The organism is Candidatus Eremiobacteraceae bacterium (assembly GCA_035295225.1).
Classification (GTDB): domain Bacteria; phylum Vulcanimicrobiota; class Vulcanimicrobiia; order Eremiobacterales; family Eremiobacteraceae; genus JABCYQ01.
In genome coordinates this window covers 79,079-94,754 of the sequence record DATGJI010000055.1, presented here as the reverse complement: position 1 = coordinate 94,754, position 15,676 = coordinate 79,079, and the positions used below count along the sequence as shown (strand labels likewise).

Below are 15,676 nucleotides of genomic sequence, written 5' to 3'. Positions count from 1 at the left end.
CCACACCGCGAAGGTCTTTGGAGCGTATCTTAAGAGAAAAGCGGAACGGATCTACGCGGGGACTCGCATCGCGTGGAGGACTGCATCGGCGGCGGCGTCGATGCCGAGGCGATCGGTGTTAACGATCAGATCATAGTTGGACGCGTCGCGCCAGTCGACGTGATAGTAGGTCTGCATGTACGCAGCGCGGTGCGAATCCGAGCGCTTGATCTCGCGTAGCGCTTCTTCGCGCGTCGGCGTTCCCCGGCGCATGAGCCGCGCGATGCGGCCTTCGTGAGAAGCGGCGACGAAGACCCGAAAGACATCCTGTCGGTCGCGCAGCAAAACGGGCGCGCCTCGGCCGATCACGACGAGCGGCTCGCCGCAAGCTCGTTCCTTGATAATGCTCTCGGTGAGCTGCACGAGCCGCTCTTCGGACCAGTCGGGCAGACCGTCAGGACCATACGATTCGGGATAGGCCGCCGTGATCACGCGGAATAGGCGATCGACAAAACTTTCGACGTGTTCATCGCGCGAGCGCACGAATGCAGTCGGCGCGCCGATGCGTGCGGCGACAAGATCGACGATCTGATTGTCGAGCAGCTCAGCATGCATCGCACGAGCAAGCCGCTCGCCGACGTCACGGCCGCCCGATCCCAGTTCACGCCCGATCGCCACGATCATAAGGCGCAAATGATTCGCAGCAAGGGCAATCCGCGCCTTGCGAGGCTTTTCCGAACGCGCTTTCGAAACGGCCGCCGATGCGCCGGGTCAATCGCTTACGGTTGGCCTCCGACCGCGTCGTGGAAATGCCCGTGCTTACGAATAATATGCTCTCGATACGCCGGGGCAAGCGATGCTTGCCCTAGTACGAGCTCTATAAAGTGCCGACTTGAGCGACGCTGCAATGGCGCTGCCCCTGGCGAGGCGCATCATCGTGGACGGGCTTTTGGCTAGCACCGAAGACGCCGACGCGCTCGTGTACAGAGTGACGCCGCGCGGTTTTTTTCTCGCACCTCGGGAACCGGGGCGCGTTCATGATTATCGCTACGACGACGATGCCGAGACGTTCCACGTCTTCGACCAGTTCGGCGATCCCGTCGGCGTCGTTGCGCTCGACGACGATGAATGGGTCGCCGTGTTGCGCGGATTCAACCGCGTACCGTTCCACTTCGGCGGCGCGCAGCTGCTGTTAGCCGCTCTTTCGGCTAAATAACCGACGTCATTGAAGGAACCGACGCTCATCGGCTCTCGCCGGTGTCGTGAATGTCGCGCCTGCGTGCAGGGCGCATACTTTACCGACAAAAAGATGCGATGGTTCGCATTTGCACTCCGCACGACGAGGACACCACATGTCCGGCAATACGCCCATCACCGTCGCTTACGGCGACGGCATCGGCCCAGAGATCATGGCGGCCAGTCTCGACATACTCAAGGCCGCGGGCGCGCGCCTCGACATTCACGTCATAGAAGTCGGCGAGAAGGTCTATCTCGCCGGCAATTCAGCCGGCGTATCGGCAGACGCGTGGGATAGCATCCGCCGCACGAAAGTGTTCTACAAGGCCCCGATCACCACGCCGCAAGGCGGCGGATATAAGAGCCTCAACGTCACGACACGGACCACGTTCGGCCTGTACGCCAACGTGCGGCCATGCGTCGCGTACGCGCCCTTCGTCCGCACGAAGCATCCCGGCATGGACGTGGTCATCGTGCGCGAGAACGAAGAAGACGTCTACGGCGGCATCGAGTACCGTCAGACGCAAGACATGACCGAGTGCCTCAAGTTGATCTCGCGGCCCGGCAGCGAGAAAATCGTGCGCTTCGCGTTCGAATATGCTCGCCGAAACGGACGCAAGAAAGTCACATGCTTCACCAAAGACAATATCATGAAGATCACCGATGGCACGTTCCACCGGATCTTCGACCAGATCGCGGCGCAATATCCCGATATCCAGAACGAACACTGGATCGTGGACATCGGCTCGGCGAAACTTGCCGACACGCCTGAAGCGTTCGACGTGATCGTCATGCCGAATCTCTACGGAGACATTCTGTCCGACGTCGCGGCGCAGATCGCCGGCTCGGTCGGACTTGCGGGCTCGGCGAACATCGGCGACACGGCCGCGATGTTCGAAGCGATCCATGGCTCTGCGCCGCGGCGCGCGGGCCAGAACGTGGCGAATCCATCCGGCTTGCTGCTCGGCGGCGTCCTTATGCTCGTGCACATCGGCCAAGGCGAAGTCGCCACGAAAGTCCACAACGCGTGGCTGAAGACGATCGAAGACGGCATCCACACGTACGACATCTTCCAAGAGGGCCTGTCCAAAGAGAAAGTCGGCACGCACGAATTCGCGCAGGCGGTCATAGCGCGGATCGGTCAAGCGCCGGCCACGCTGAAACGCGTCGACTATCCGGCAGCAGCGCCAACCGAGGCGGCGAGCGTCGTCTCAACGCGCAGGCCGGAGAAGAAGAATCTCGTCGGCGTCGACGTGTTCTTGGACTTGACGCGAAGCGTGCCCGACGAACTTGGTCAACGCCTGCAACCCGCAGCGGGCGACCTGAACCTCGCTGCGATCTTCAATCGCGGTACCAAGGTCTGGCCAGGCGGCGCCGCCGAGACGTTCTGCACGGACCATTGGCGTTGCCGATTTGTCTCAAAGACCCCAGGCGGCGTCATCGCGCACGGTCAGATCCTCGGTCTGCTCGCTCGAGTGGCCGATGCTGGATTCGATTTTATCAAGACGGAGAATCTGTACGACTTCGACGGCAAAGCCGGCTATTCGTAGAGGAGAATCACCTATTCCGTCGGTTCGATGACCGTCGCAAAACCAGCGTCACGCAGTGCCTGGACGACGGTCTCGATCTTCTGCCTCCACTTCAAGAAGGCGTCTTCGACAGCGCAGTCCCCGTTCTGAGATAATCGAGGCGCGGTCGCCGCGGTTCGGCTACGAACGACACGCAATGCTTCGTCGCGTCGATCTCCCCAGTCCACGGTGATGCGCCTCTCCACGAAATCCTTGGGAGTGCTAGCGATCAGGAAATGACCTAAACGGCTCGGAAGGAATTTCCGAAAATCAGAACTTCTGCGGATGGTCACCTCTAAGCGAGCGACTGTTTCAAGATCCAGACCGCTTGCGATGCGGACGAGCATTTCGCAGACGAAGGGTGTCGAGAGCGCAAGCAAGTCAAAGACGAGGGTCGTGAGCGAGGCCCAAAAGAACTCGGGCGTCACCTTTCGGAAAATCACGAACAGCGCCACAGCCGCCACGAGCATTAAACAGAGCAACGCCGCGACCAATTTCGATTCAAGTGGGATGCGACCCCCGAAGATCGGTTGATCCGCGAACTCGCTTCGGCCGAGCGAGCTTCTTGCGATGTGGAACCCGAGGAACCCAAGCGAAAACGCATACCCGATACCGACCTGGTTGCCGCGCAAGAGCACAAAGACGACGACCGCTGCCGCAAACGCACCGCCGCTCATATACGCCGCGAGCACCTTTGCGATTGCCCGCAGCATGTGCGCTTTGGGGTTAGGAAACGACGCTACGTCATCCACGATCGTACGCGATCTCTATACGTTCGCGTGAGCGAGGGGACGAGAACTGAATTTCGGCTGCCACGTCCTCACCGGTATGCTAGCGCGGGCGTTTTGGACGGACCGAACCGCTCGGCCTTGCGACTATCGGCGCGGTCGCGGCGAGGCGTCGGAAAGCTCGTGGGCGAAACGGCTACCGCTTTGCGTAAAGCGCCAGAGATAGAAACGGAGCAGCGCCGTGAAGAGCAACCAGGACAGTTTCGGCAGCAAGTCCATCCTCAAAGTCGGCGATAAGCGATACGAGTATTATCGCGTCGAGGCGGCCGGCCCGAACGTCAGATGGTTGCCCTTCAGCCTGAAGATACTGCTCGAAAATCTCTTGCGCTACGAAGATGGTCGCTCGGTCAAGAAAGACCAGATCGAATCGCTCGCAGGCTGGGACCCGAAGCGGCAGCCCGACAGCGAGATCGCATTCCGGCCCGCGCGAGTACTGCTCCAGGATTTCACCGGCGTGCCCTGCGTCGTAGACCTTGCGGCCATGCGTGACGCGATGGCCGAGATGGGCGGCGATCCGGAAAAGATCAATCCGCTGCAAGACGTCGAGCTCGTCATCGACCATTCGGTCATCGCCGACGCATACGGCTCGGCCGGTGCGTTTGCGATCAACGCCGAGCTGGAATTCCAGCGCAACGGCGAGCGCTACCAACTCCTGAAATGGGGACAAGAAGCGCTGCGCCGGTTCCGCGCGCTGCCGCCGGACCAAGGCATCGTCCATCAGGTCAACCTCGAGTATCTCGCGCGAGTCGTTTTCGAGAGAGAACACGATGGAATCCGGACGGCATATCCGGACACGCTCGTCGGGACCGACTCGCACACCACGATGGTCAATGGGCTCGGCGTGCTCGGATGGGGCGCGGGCGGCATCGAGGCCGAAGCGGCCATGCTCGGTCAGCCGGTCTCGATGACCATACCGGAGGTCATCGGATTCCGGTTGACCGGTTCGATGCGCCCCGGCGCGACCGCCACGGATCTCGTACTGACGTGCACGGAGATGCTTCGCCGTAAAGGCGTCGTCGGCAAGTTCGTCGAGTTTTTCGGCCGCGGCCTCTCAAATCTGAGCCTTGCCGATCGCGCAACCGTGAGCAACATGTGCCCCGAATACGGCGCGACCGTCGCGTTCTTTCCTATAGATGAAGAAACGCTGCGCTATCTTAGGCTGACCGGGCGCGACAAGGCGCGCATCGAACTGGTCCGCGAGTATGCCGTCGCACAAGGCCTCTTCCGCACAGACGAGACTCCAGATCCGCAATTCAACGACGTGCTGGAACTCGATCTCGACAGTGTCGAGCCGAGCATCGCCGGGCCGCGCCGGCCGCAGGACCGCGTGCCGCTGACCGTCGCGAAGGATTCGTTCTGCAAAGCGTTCGGCGAGTTGAGCGAACGGCGTGAGGCCAAAGTCGCGGCTGCCACGACCTTCGATGCCGAAGGCAACGAAGCGGCGCTCGCAATGGCGGACCGGCGCGTTGCTTCGTATAACGACGGCACGGCCGTGCACGACCTCGCCGACGGCGCGGTGGTCATCGCGGCGGTCACGAGCTGCACGAACACGTCCAATCCGAGCGTCATGGTCGCGGCGGGGTTGCTCGCGAAGAAGGCCGTCGAGCGCGGCTTGCGCGCAAAGCCGTGGGTGAAGACCACGCTCGCGCCCGGATCAAAAGTCGTGACCGACTATCTTGCGAAAGCCGGGTTGACGCCGTATCTCGAACAACTCGGATTCTACCTGGTCGGCTACGGCTGCACGACCTGCATCGGCAATAGCGGCCCGTTGGCCGATCCGATCGCGCAGGCGGTCAACGACAACGATCTGATCGTCGTCTCGGTGCTCTCGGGCAATCGCAATTTCGAAGGCCGCGTGCATCCGCAAGTGCGCGCGAACTATCTCGCGTCGCCGCCGCTCGTCATCGCGTATGCGCTTGCCGGCCGGATGGACTGGGATCCGATCGCCGAACCGATCGGCCACGATACTTCAGGCGCGCCTGTCTACATGCGGGATCTCTGGCCGACGCCGCACGAGATCGACGAGACGGTCGGGGCGTGCGTCGCAGAGGCGATGTTCCGCCGCCAATACGCCGATGCGTTCGGCGGCGACGAGCGGTGGAAATCGCTGCGCGTGCAGCAAGGCACGCGCTTCGCGTGGGATCCGGCGTCGACGTACATCAAACGCCCGCCGTTCTTCGACGGCATGAAGAAGGACCCGGCCCAACAGGGCGACATCCGCGGTGCGCGCGTTCTGGCGTTCGTCGGCGACAGCGTCACGACGGATCACATCTCACCGGCCGGCAGTATCGCGAAGAAGTCGCCGGCGGGCGAATATCTCATCGCGAACGGCGTCGAGCCGAAAGATTTCAATTCATATGGCGCACGGCGCGGCAATCACGAAGTGATGGCGCGCGGCACGTTCGCCAACATTCGGCTTCGGAATCGCCTCGTGCCGGGAGTCGAAGGCGGGGTCACGCGCCATCTGCCGGACGGCGCGCAGATGACGATCTTCGATGCGGCACAGCGCTACGCTGAGGAAAACGTGCCGCTGATCGTGCTCGCGGGAAAAGAATACGGCGCCGGTTCGTCGCGCGACTGGGCCGCGAAAGGTCCGCGATTGCTCGGCGTCCGCGCGGTCATCGCAGAATCGTTCGAGCGGATACACCGCTCGAATCTCATCGGCATGGGGATCATCCCGCTGGAATACGAGAAGGGGCAGACCGCCGCTTCACTCGGACTTTCGGGCGAAGAAGAGTTCACAATCTCTGGTCTGCGCGATGGAGTTCGTCCGGGGGCGAAACTGCGCGTCGTCGCGACCGCGGCGAGCGGCGAGCGAATCGAGTTTTCAACGACCGCTCGGATCGATACACCAGATGAAGCCGAGTACTATCGCCACGATGGCATCTTGCCATATGTTCTACGGCAACTGAACGCTCGCTAACATCTCGATTCGCTGCCCACAGCGGGATGCTTCGCGGTACCGGCGAACTGGTCGCGTGATGCGAGGTTTGCGTTCGTTCGCGTTCGGCCTTGCGGCGTTATTCGTCGTCGCCTCGATCGCGCAAAGTTCAGCGCTCGCATGCGCGACCGCGCGCGGCAAGCGCGTTGAACTCACGTCGCAATCGCTCGATCCGGATGTGTTCGTCTGGGATTCGATGGCGCGCCTCATCAATTACCAGTCAGGCAAATTCGTCACCGACGACGTCTTGCATCATACACTGCTCGCGCCCGCGGGCACACGCGCCGTCGTTCTCACCTGCCGCGATCGCGTCGTCCACCCGCGTTTTGTGAACGGGGTCGCAGATGCGGTCGGGGTGCGCCTCCTGAGCGGTCGATACCGCGGCCAGTATGGCTGGGTGGTGTCAGAGGACCTCCATATGCTGTTGGGCTCACCGGCCCCCAATCCGCCGCGCTGAAAAGGCGGTGCCCGGGCTCGACCGGAGGTCGCCGTTCCCGGGCGGACGAATCAAAGCGGCCGCATCGTCGACGGGGCACCTCGAAGCTTTGACACGAGCCGCATGCTGAATTACACGATTCGCCGCACGTTCCAAGCGCTGCCATTGCTCTTGCTCATCAGCATCATGATGTTCTTGATTCTGAACAAGATGCCGGGCGGGCCGCTTGCTGCGTACATGCAGAACCCGCATATCACGGCAGCCGATATCGCACGGCTGAGGCACAATTTCGGCCTTGACCGGCCGCTCTACGTGCAGTACTTCGATTGGCTTGGTAAGGCGCTGCACGGCGATCTCGGCTGGTCGCAAGTGAATTCGACGACCGTGGTGGAGGCCATGAGCGAGCGGCTGCCGGCCACGTTCGAGCTTATGAGCGTCTCGTTCGTCCTCGCACTCGCGATCGGCATGACGTTCGGCCTCATCGCGGCGATCAAGCCGTATTCCGGCTTCGACTATTTCGTCACGACGTTCGCATTCTTCGGGATGTCCATGCCGGTGTTCTGGCTCGCGATCATGATGCAGATGCTGTTCTCGGTCAACGGCATCCATTTTCCGCCGGCCGGGATGGAGAAATACACCTTCGGGTATAGGCTGGACTTCTCGCTGCCCTCGGCCGGGAATGTCTCGACCGGCGGCGGCGATTTCTGGGATCATCTGAGGCATCTCATCATGCCGGCGACGGCGCTCGCATTGCTGAACATCGCGACGTGGTCGCGTTTCACGCGCGCATCGATGCAGGAAGTTCTCCACACCGACTATATGCGCACCGCGGCGGCTAAGGGATTGACGTTCTCCAAGATGCTCTTCAAGCACGGCATGAAGAACGGGCTGATGCCAGTCGTCACGATCATAGCGCTCAGTTTGCCGGGTCTGGTCAGCGGTGCTGTCGTGACGGAAACCATCTTCGCGTGGCCGGGCATGGGCCGGCTCTTCATCGTCGGACTGCAGCAGCAAGACTTCCCGCTCTTGATGGGCTACCTGATGATCGTCTCCGTGCTCGTCGTTCTGTTCAACTTGCTGGCCGATCTTGCATACGGCTGGCTCGACCCCCGCGTGAAGTACGACTGATATGGCAGTTCAGACGGGCCAGATCGCTCCTAACCTCGCGCACATCGCCGTCGCCGTGCAAGACGATGACTACGCGCGCGAACGCCATCTGACGTGGCGCAAATTCAAGCGGCACCGTCTCGCCGTCGCCGGCGCGGTGGTGCTGCTGATCATTATCATCGGCGCCGTCTTCGCGCCCGCATTCACCCGGTTCGACCCGGCTGCGATCGACAATGTCTGGCAGGGAACACCGCTTGCTCCCGGTGTCGCCGGGCACTGGCTCGGAACGGACGAAGTGGGCCGCGACCTGTGGGCGCGTCTGCTCTTCGGCGGCCGCATCTCACTGACGATCGGTCTGTTCGCCGTGATCATCGAGGTGCTGCTCGGCAGTTTTATCGGCGCGATCGCGGGATACTTCGGCGGCTGGGTCGACGGTGTGCTCATGCGCATCACCGATGCATTCTTGTGCATCCCGCTCTTACCGCTCTTGCTCGTGCTCACCGCGATCGTGGCGGCCGAGTCGACGAAAGCCGCGCTCAACTTCGGGTCGATCGTGCTGATCATCGGGTTCCTGTCGTGGATGCCGGTCGCGCGGCTCGTGCGCGGCGCGTTCTTGAGTCTTCGCGAAAAAGAATTCTGCGAGGCCGCCAGGGCGATCGGCAGCAGTCATTTTCGCATCATGTTCCGGCATCTTCTGCCGAACGCGATGGCGCCGATCGTCGTTCAGGCGACGCTCGACGTGGCGAACGTCATCATCCTCGAGTCGGTGCTCTCGTTCCTCGGCTTCGGTATACAGCCGCCGACGGCGTCGTGGGGAAGCATGCTCGCGAACGCGCAGGAGAACATCTCCATCGCGTGGTGGGCCGCGGTCTATCCGGGCCTCTGCATCTTTGCGACAGTCCTTGCGATCAACTACATGGGTGACGGCCTGCGCGACGCGCTGGACCCCAACGTCCGATAGATGGTATAATTTCCTCCGTGTGCCCAGGTGGCGGAATTGGTAGACGCGCTAGTTTGAGGGGCTAGTCGGGTAACACCGGTGCAGGTTCGAGTCCTGTCCTGGGCACCATTACAGACGCTAGGACGAAAGCGATGAGCGAACAGAGTACAAAAAAAATTGAGGCGATTTATGCGCTGCGAAAGGCTGCGGAACAAAAGGGCAAGGCGGAACTCGTCGTCGACGAAGAGCCCAGCGCAGAAGCTCGGGATGCGCTCCTCGATGCACAGCTGACGCTCGAGGACTCCACGGTAGAAGCTATCAAGGCCTGTCACGAATGCGGTCGCGAGCACGGTCCGAGCGAACCGCACTACAAAGCCAACGATTGAACGTCGACCACTTATTGAGGTAGCCGCTTCATCAAGCGGAGGCGCGAGCCGTTCTCGCTGTACGAAATGCTATCCATGAGCTCGCGCATGATGAAAATACCGTAACCGCGTTCGGCGCTCGCCAATGGCCGAGTAGCATCCGTCGCGCTCCAACTCTCGAACCCAGGTCCGCTGTCCTTGACCTCGATGACGAATTCGCGCCGCTCAACATAGCAGCGTAATTCGATTTCGCCATCCGAGCCGGCGCCGTGTTCCGCTGAATTGGATAAGGCTTCGCCGACGGCCGATTCGATGTCGGCGAGTTCCTGTCCTGAGAACAATTGAGCCGCGTGCTTGCGTACATCGGCGCGCGCCTTCGCGATGTTCTTCGCTGTACTCTTAAATGTTGATTGGTATTTCGACATGATTCCCGTTCGGCCCGGCGTTGTTTGTGGTGCCAGTGCGTTTGTCATGTCCTCTTTGTCATGAAGTGCGTCGCGCTTTCTGTTTTCTTCTTCCCACAAAGCAAGAAGATACACATAAAGGAGGAAGCAGGCGAGCGCCACTCTTAACCTAGGAGCACGGATGAAGTACGCTATCGGGATCGATCTCGGCGGTTCGCACACGATGGCGGCGATCGTCGACGAGCGCGGCCGGATCGTGAGCAAGTTCAAGAGAGAGCTCACAGCCCACGATCCGTCGTATGTGGTAGCCGAAATCGCGAAGGTCGTCGGCAAAGCGTGTCGTGCGCTTCGCGGCAAGAACCTTGTCGGCATCGGGCTCGGTTCGCCCGGCAACATCGACGGCAAGTCCGGCGTGATCCGCTACTCTCCGAACTTCGGCTGGCACGACGTTCCGCTCGGCGCGCTCCTGCACAAGAAGCTCGATCAACGCGTCCACATCCTCAACGACGCGCGCTGCGCCGCGCTCGGCGAATATGAGCATGGATCCGGCCGCGGCACGAAAGACTTCGTACTGATAACCTTAGGAACGGGCATCGGCGGCGGCATCGTCGCCGGAGGAAGGCTCGTCCTGGGCGCTTCGATGGCAGCAGGCGAGGTCGGCCACCATCAGATCAGGCCTACGGACGGATTTGTCTGCAATTGCGGCAAGACGGGATGTTTCGAAGCGCAGGCGTCGGGCACCGGCATGCTTCGTCATGCGCTCGCCCTTGCACCGTCATTTCCGCGCAGCGTGCTGCTCGCCGGCGATCCGGCGGCATGGGGATCGAAGATGATCCGCGAGGCGATGCTGGCGGGCGATGGGCATGCGGTGGCGACTTGGGCTCGCTGGCTTGACGATCTCTCGGTCGGTGTCGCAAATATCATCGCGTTCGTCAACCCCGAAGTCATCGCGCTCGGCGGCGGGGCCGGACAGGCGGATAAACGGGTTCTTGCCGCACCGTTGACGCAGATGGTGGACAAGCTCACGACGATGTCGCCGCGCGGACAGACGAAGATCGTCTCCGCGAAACTCGGCAACGACGCCGGCGCGGTCGGAGCGGCGACGCTCGCGTTCCGCGGCGGCATCAAAGCTCTCCGCTAGGATTGGAAAGGCGCTAGGATCTGAAGGGGCCGACGTCAGTCGGCCCTTCAGGCGCCGCGAACGGCGGCGGCCACCGAAGTCTTCATGAGCTCGAGCAAGAGTTCGCCGATACGTTGGGCCGCGTCGGGCCGCGCGCTCGCGAGCGCTTTGGCGCGCATTTCTTCCAGCGTCCTTTCGTTTCCCGACGCAAAAAGACGGCGAAGAGCAGAATCGACCGAACCCGGATCCATCGCGACGATACCGGCGCGCCGTGAGATCACGTAGTCGAGATTGCCCGCCTCTTGACCCGAGATAAAATCGCAGACGATCACCGGCAGACCGCACGCGGCGGCCTCCGCGATCGTGCCGGGCCCGGCTTTGGTCAACAGCGCATCGACGGCGCGCATATAATCCGCGACGTTCTCCACAAATCCCAAGATGCGCGCGTCGCGACCGAGGGTTTCGCCGAGCGCTCCGAGTTTGCGCCGCAATCCGACGTTCTTGCCGGCGATCGCGACGATCTGTAGATCGAGCTCGCGCAGCACCGGCGCGATCCCCTGAAGGAGCCGCGGAACGCGGCCGCCGCCTTCGCCGCCCGCCATGACGAGCAACGTGCGGCGAGAGGGATCGAGTCCGAGCGCGGCTTTCGCATCATGCCGGTCAGCAGGCGCCGGCGAAAATCCCGCGCGGATCGGCAGGCCGAAATCATGGATCCGCGAGAGCGGGATGCCGCGATCGGCGCAGACGCCGCGCGCTTCAGGCGATCCCACGACGTAGTGATCGGCTGCACCGGCCGCGGTCCAACTGTGATGGATGGTGACGAGATCGGTGATCACCGTGACGAGCGGCGCGCGCGATCCCGCTGCATCGAGCATCTGTCGCGCGTAGACGTTCAAAAGCGGATGGACGGAGACGACGAGATCCGGCTTGATCTCCTGGAGCATGCGCCGGAAATTGCGGCGGATGAACGGTTTGCCCAACTCGGCGATCACGCGAAAGCGCGTGCGGCCATTGGTGAGATGGAAAATCGCAGGGTATGGGCTCGGCTGCACTTTCAGCATCGAGCCATATGACGCCACGCCCTCGCGCAATGGAAACGTACCGCACGACGCAAACGCATCGACGTGTTGAGTCCGGATCTTCAGGGTCGTGGCAAGTGCGCGCAAACCCGCGTCTATCGCGAGCGCGGATGCGCGATGACCGCCGCCGGTGTCCGAGAACAGGAAGAGGATGCTGCGTTCTTTGGTCGCCGGGCGCTCACCCAGGATTTGCACGATGACGTGTTTCGCATTCGCGCAAACGCTCGCCTCCGCGTGTCCCGCGCACTCCTGCCGCTTAAGCGCGTACCTCGTCGCGGGAAGGCTCCGGATTGCGGCGAAGTGCGCCGCTGAAAGGTAAGGTGTAACGTCAAGAACAGCTCGATCACGGTCAACCCAGGTCTGGAAGGCGTCGTCGTCGGGGAAACAGCTTTAAGCCTCGTCGCAGGCGAGGAAGGCCGCCTCACCTATAGAGGCTACGACATCTCCGATCTGGCACAACACGCATCGTTCGAAGAGACGTCATATCTGCTCTGGAACGGCCGCCTGCCGAATGCGGCGGAGTTAAGCGAATTTCGCAGCCAGATGGCGTCACGCCGCGCGCTGCCGGAATCCATCCTGCAAGGTCTACGCGGTGCGCCGCACGATGCGTGGCCGATGGACGTCCTGCGGACTATCGTTTCGGCGGTCGCGCTGCACGAACCGGTGCGTGCGGACGGCACGCACGTGTCGGACGTGAACACGGCGATGCGACTGACGGCCGTTGCCGCCACGGGCGTGGCCGCATGGGACCGGATCAGACACGGACTCGAACCGATCGCGCCGCGAACCGATCTCGGGCACGCCGAGAACTTCCTGTACATGAAGAACGGCGAACCCCCGAGCAAACTTGCGGCACGCGCATTCGACACCTACCTCGTCCTGCTCGCCGATCACGGCTTCAACGCATCGACATTCGCGGCGCGCGTGGCGACGAGCACGTGGTCCGACATGTACGCCGCTGCGACGGCAGCAGTCGCGACGCTCCAAGGTGATCTCCATGGCGGCGCTCCAGGCAAAGTCATGAAGATGATCCTCGACATCGGATCGCCGGATAAGGCCGAAGCATACGTCCGCGCCATCGTGGACAAGGGCGGCCGGATCATGGGCATCGGCCATCGCGAGTATAAGGTGCGCGATCCGCGCGCTGAACCGCTCGAGAAGATGGCAAGCGAACTCGGGCGCGCGGCTGGAACGCCGCAATGGTACGATATCGCGCGCAAGCTCGAAGACGTCTCCGTCCAGGTGCTCAACGAGAAAAAACCTGGCCGCCGGTTGTATGCGAACGTCGAGTTCTATACGGCGCCGACGCTGTACGCCTTGGGCATCGAACCGGACAGCTTCACGTGCGCGTTCGCCTGTAGCCGGATGGCCGGCTGGACGGCGCACGTCATGGAGCAGATGAACGACAACCGGTTGATCAGACCGCAGGTGAAGTACACGGGTCTTGTCGGATTGCCGTGGCTGCCGATGGAGAAACGGTAAACCAAAAAGGCGGACCATAAAGGTCCGCCCTACATTTCGGCGCCCAAAAAGGCGGACCATAAAGGTCCGCCCTACATTTGCTAAGCCACCGCTTGTCCCAACGGCGCCCCGTCCTCGCACACCACCGAATAGCCGTGTCGGATCGCGACGAGATAACACGCCGAGCAAATCCTGAACTGCGGCGGACCCGCCGAGATGAAGTTCAAGAACAGGTTCGAGCGTGTGGCGTCAGATCGGCAAAAGGCGCAATTGTGCATGGTCGGTTTCCCTCTCAGTGGTTAGACGCGCAACGCGGCGCGCCGTGACGCGGCCCTTCGGCGTGCGACGAGCGTCACACCGCGGCGGCTGCCATACGGTCCACGATCGAGGCCGCGCGCTCACGGTGTTCGGGCTTCATGAGCACGCTGCGCAGCACCGCGCACTCCTCGCTATCCCATACGACGTCCGGCAGCGCCCTTGTGCCAAGACTGCGGGGGAGCCGCCAGATCGCCACATACAGCGGATCGGAATCGTCGGCGGCTAACGCGTCGAACGCGGCCTGCGTTCGCGTTGAAACGGCCGACGCGCGGTCGCGAGCGCCGCGGGCAAGCGGTGCAACGGTGAAAATGTCGAGCGCCGGTTCGACGACCGGCGTCAACGCCGGCAGCGCGCACGCGCGATCGAACGCCGCGAGCGCCGCCGCTCTGCTCGCCAACAGCGCGCGGCCGAGTCCGTCTTCCGTCAGCGGCAGGCAGCGCAGCGTCGTCCACAATGCGGCGGCGCTCGCGCCGGCGCGCGAACACTCGAGGCTGATCTCGCCGAGATGGAGCTCCTTGGATGTGAAGTATGTATACGGCGAGTCGTGTTTGTAGAACGCGCCGACCGCGGCATCGCGGAAGAGCACGCAGCCGCAGCCGTACGGCTGCAATCCGTGTTTGTGCGGATCGACGACGATGGAATCGGCGGCCGCGAGCGCGAGCCATGGGGCAGCATCCATGCGCGCCTCGGCGGCAGAGGCGATGATCCGGAAGAATCCGCCGTACGCCCCGTCGGCGTGCACCCGCCAGCCGCGCTTCGCCGCGACGTCCACGATCTCGTGAAGCGGGTCCACAGCGCCCGAAGCGGTCGTGCCCATCGTCGCGACGACCGTACCGATCTGATCGGCATCCGGATTAGAGACGAGCCGCGCGACGTCCATGCGACCGCGCGCGTCGACGGGCACGACGATCGTCGGAAGACCGAGCACCGCGCACATGCGTCCGTGCGTGTAGTGCGCCTCTTCAGAGAATGCGACGGCGCCGCCCGGGCGCAAGCGCGACGCGATCCAGAGCGCCTCAAGATTGGCGATCGTGCCGGAACTTGTGAGATGGCCGAGGCAGTCGACGGGATAATCGAACATCGACGCGATCTGCGCAACCGCTTCACGTTCGAGCGCTGCAGTGGCGCGCCCGCCGTCGAGCGCGTGATTGTTGGGGTTGATCCTCGCCGCCATCGCGTATGCCGCAAGCGCGACGGGATGCGGCGGTTTGATCATCTGCCCAGCGTATGCGGGGTGGAAGTACGGATAGTTGTCGCGCAGTCGAGTCCCTAGCTCGTCGATCGCCGCGGCCGCACGCTCGAATGGCACATCGCCGGCGCCTGAACGATCGAACGCAGCCCAGCCGGACTCCCATCGAGCGATCGCGTCCATGCCGCGCTCGAGCAGAGCACGGAATTCAAGATCATCCACCGCTGGGAGCGTTGATCGAATACACGAGGTGCGTCCAGCCGACCCGCTGCGTCGTGCGTTCCACGGTCATACCGACGCGCGTTGAGACCGCGCGCGAAGGCGCGTTCTCGGGCCGGATGAGCGAGATGAGCTTCGGCTGTTTGAGCACGTTGAAGCCGTAGTCGCGACACGCGATCGCGCTTTCGGACGCATAGCCGCGGTGCCAGTGCATGCTCTTGAAAAGATAGCCGATCTCGACGAGCGCGTCGCCGTCGACATCTTGTTGCAGAAAGCCGCAGATCCCAAGGAAGACCCCGTCGCTCAATCGTTCGACGGCGAACAACCCGTAGCCGTTGGCCTCATAAGCGGCGAATACGAAATCGAACCACTCTTGCATCCGCTCGCGCGTCCGCAGCGCCTTATAGTACCGCATGCAGAGCGGATCCGAATAAATGGCGAGGATGTCGTCGAGATCGCGCTTTTCTATGAAGCGCAGCCGAACTCGAGCGGTGCGCAGAACTTCGCCGGTCTTTACCACGTCTCG

General features: G+C 62.5%; 15 protein-coding genes and 1 tRNA gene. 10 read left to right on the top strand and 6 right to left on the bottom strand.

Annotated features, from left to right (window positions below; all coding sequences use genetic code 11):
* Positions 1–51 precede the first annotated feature (51 nt).
* The gene (locus tag VKT51_10175) at positions 52–663 is read right to left on the bottom strand and encodes a cytidylate kinase-like family protein (GenBank protein ID HLJ84526.1); all 612 of its coding nucleotides are present in this window, start codon (positions 661–663) and stop codon (positions 52–54) included.
* Positions 664–871: 208 nt separating this feature from the next.
* Between VKT51_10175 and VKT51_10170 the strand changes: the two genes are divergently transcribed.
* Both VKT51_10170 and VKT51_10165 read left to right on the top strand, forming a co-directional pair.
* Complete coding sequence (locus VKT51_10170) at positions 872–1,195, top strand: hypothetical protein (GenBank protein ID HLJ84525.1); 324 nt, start codon at positions 872–874, stop codon at positions 1,193–1,195.
* Between the two features lie 136 nt (positions 1,196–1,331).
* The gene (locus VKT51_10165; GenBank protein ID HLJ84524.1) at positions 1,332–2,765 is read left to right on the top strand and encodes an NADP-dependent isocitrate dehydrogenase; all 1,434 of its coding nucleotides are present in this window, start codon (positions 1,332–1,334) and stop codon (positions 2,763–2,765) included.
* 11 nt (positions 2,766–2,776) lie between these two features.
* On the opposite strand, the gene VKT51_10160 is transcribed toward VKT51_10165, so the two are convergent.
* Positions 2,777–3,535 carry a hypothetical protein gene (locus VKT51_10160; protein ID HLJ84523.1) on the bottom strand — a complete coding sequence of 253 codons (759 nt, stop codon included), beginning with the start codon at positions 3,533–3,535 and terminating at the stop codon, positions 2,777–2,779.
* A gap of 217 nt (positions 3,536–3,752) precedes the next feature.
* Here VKT51_10160 and acnA point away from each other — a divergent pair, with 217 nt between their 5' ends.
* The 6 genes from acnA (at position 3,753) to VKT51_10130 (ending at position 9,381) form a co-directional block, all read left to right on the top strand.
* On the top strand, positions 3,753–6,494 hold the full coding sequence (gene acnA / locus VKT51_10155) for an aconitate hydratase AcnA (protein ID HLJ84522.1): 2,742 nt from the start codon (positions 3,753–3,755) through the stop codon (positions 6,492–6,494).
* Positions 6,495–6,552: 58 nt separating this feature from the next.
* Complete coding sequence (locus VKT51_10150) at positions 6,553–6,969, top strand: hypothetical protein (GenBank protein ID HLJ84521.1); 417 nt, start codon at positions 6,553–6,555, stop codon at positions 6,967–6,969.
* 102 nt (positions 6,970–7,071) lie between these two features.
* The gene (locus tag VKT51_10145) at positions 7,072–8,076 is read left to right on the top strand and encodes an ABC transporter permease (protein HLJ84520.1); all 1,005 of its coding nucleotides are present in this window, start codon (positions 7,072–7,074) and stop codon (positions 8,074–8,076) included.
* 1 nt (position 8,077) lies between these two features.
* Entirely contained in the window at positions 8,078–9,016 is a 939-nt protein-coding gene (opp4C, locus tag VKT51_10140) for an oligopeptide ABC transporter permease (GenBank protein ID HLJ84519.1), read from the top strand.
* A gap of 21 nt (positions 9,017–9,037) precedes the next feature.
* Positions 9,038–9,124: transfer RNA gene (locus VKT51_10135), tRNA-Leu, on the top strand.
* Positions 9,125–9,147: 23 nt separating this feature from the next.
* Positions 9,148–9,381 (top strand): hypothetical protein, encoded by a 234-nt coding sequence (locus VKT51_10130; GenBank protein ID HLJ84518.1) that lies wholly within the window; start codon positions 9,148–9,150, stop codon positions 9,379–9,381.
* 11 nt (positions 9,382–9,392) lie between these two features.
* Here VKT51_10130 and VKT51_10125 read toward each other — a convergent pair whose 3' ends face one another.
* On the bottom strand, positions 9,393–9,926 hold the full coding sequence (locus tag VKT51_10125) for an ATP-binding protein (protein HLJ84517.1): 534 nt from the start codon (positions 9,924–9,926) through the stop codon (positions 9,393–9,395).
* Positions 9,927–9,945: 19 nt separating this feature from the next.
* Between VKT51_10125 and VKT51_10120 the strand changes: the two genes are divergently transcribed.
* A complete protein-coding gene (locus VKT51_10120) occupies positions 9,946–10,905 on the top strand; it encodes an ROK family protein (GenBank protein HLJ84516.1) in 960 nt (319 codons plus the stop codon).
* A gap of 47 nt (positions 10,906–10,952) precedes the next feature.
* Here the strand turns inward: VKT51_10120 and VKT51_10115 are convergent, their stop codons facing one another.
* Positions 10,953–12,158, bottom strand: coding sequence for a glycosyltransferase (locus tag VKT51_10115; GenBank protein HLJ84515.1), 1,206 nt, complete (start codon positions 12,156–12,158; stop codon positions 10,953–10,955).
* A gap of 147 nt (positions 12,159–12,305) precedes the next feature.
* Between VKT51_10115 and VKT51_10110 the strand changes: the two genes are divergently transcribed.
* On the top strand, positions 12,306–13,445 hold the full coding sequence (locus tag VKT51_10110; GenBank protein ID HLJ84514.1) for a citrate/2-methylcitrate synthase: 1,140 nt from the start codon (positions 12,306–12,308) through the stop codon (positions 13,443–13,445).
* A gap of 331 nt (positions 13,446–13,776) precedes the next feature.
* On the opposite strand, the gene VKT51_10105 is transcribed toward VKT51_10110, so the two are convergent.
* Positions 13,777–15,153, bottom strand: coding sequence for an aminotransferase class I/II-fold pyridoxal phosphate-dependent enzyme (locus VKT51_10105; GenBank protein HLJ84513.1), 1,377 nt, complete (start codon positions 15,151–15,153; stop codon positions 13,777–13,779).
* Positions 15,146–15,670 carry a GNAT family N-acetyltransferase gene (locus tag VKT51_10100; GenBank protein ID HLJ84512.1) on the bottom strand — a complete coding sequence of 175 codons (525 nt, stop codon included), beginning with the start codon at positions 15,668–15,670 and terminating at the stop codon, positions 15,146–15,148. Before VKT51_10100 ends, VKT51_10105 begins: the two co-directional genes overlap by 8 nt.
* Positions 15,671–15,676: the final 6 nt, after the last annotated feature.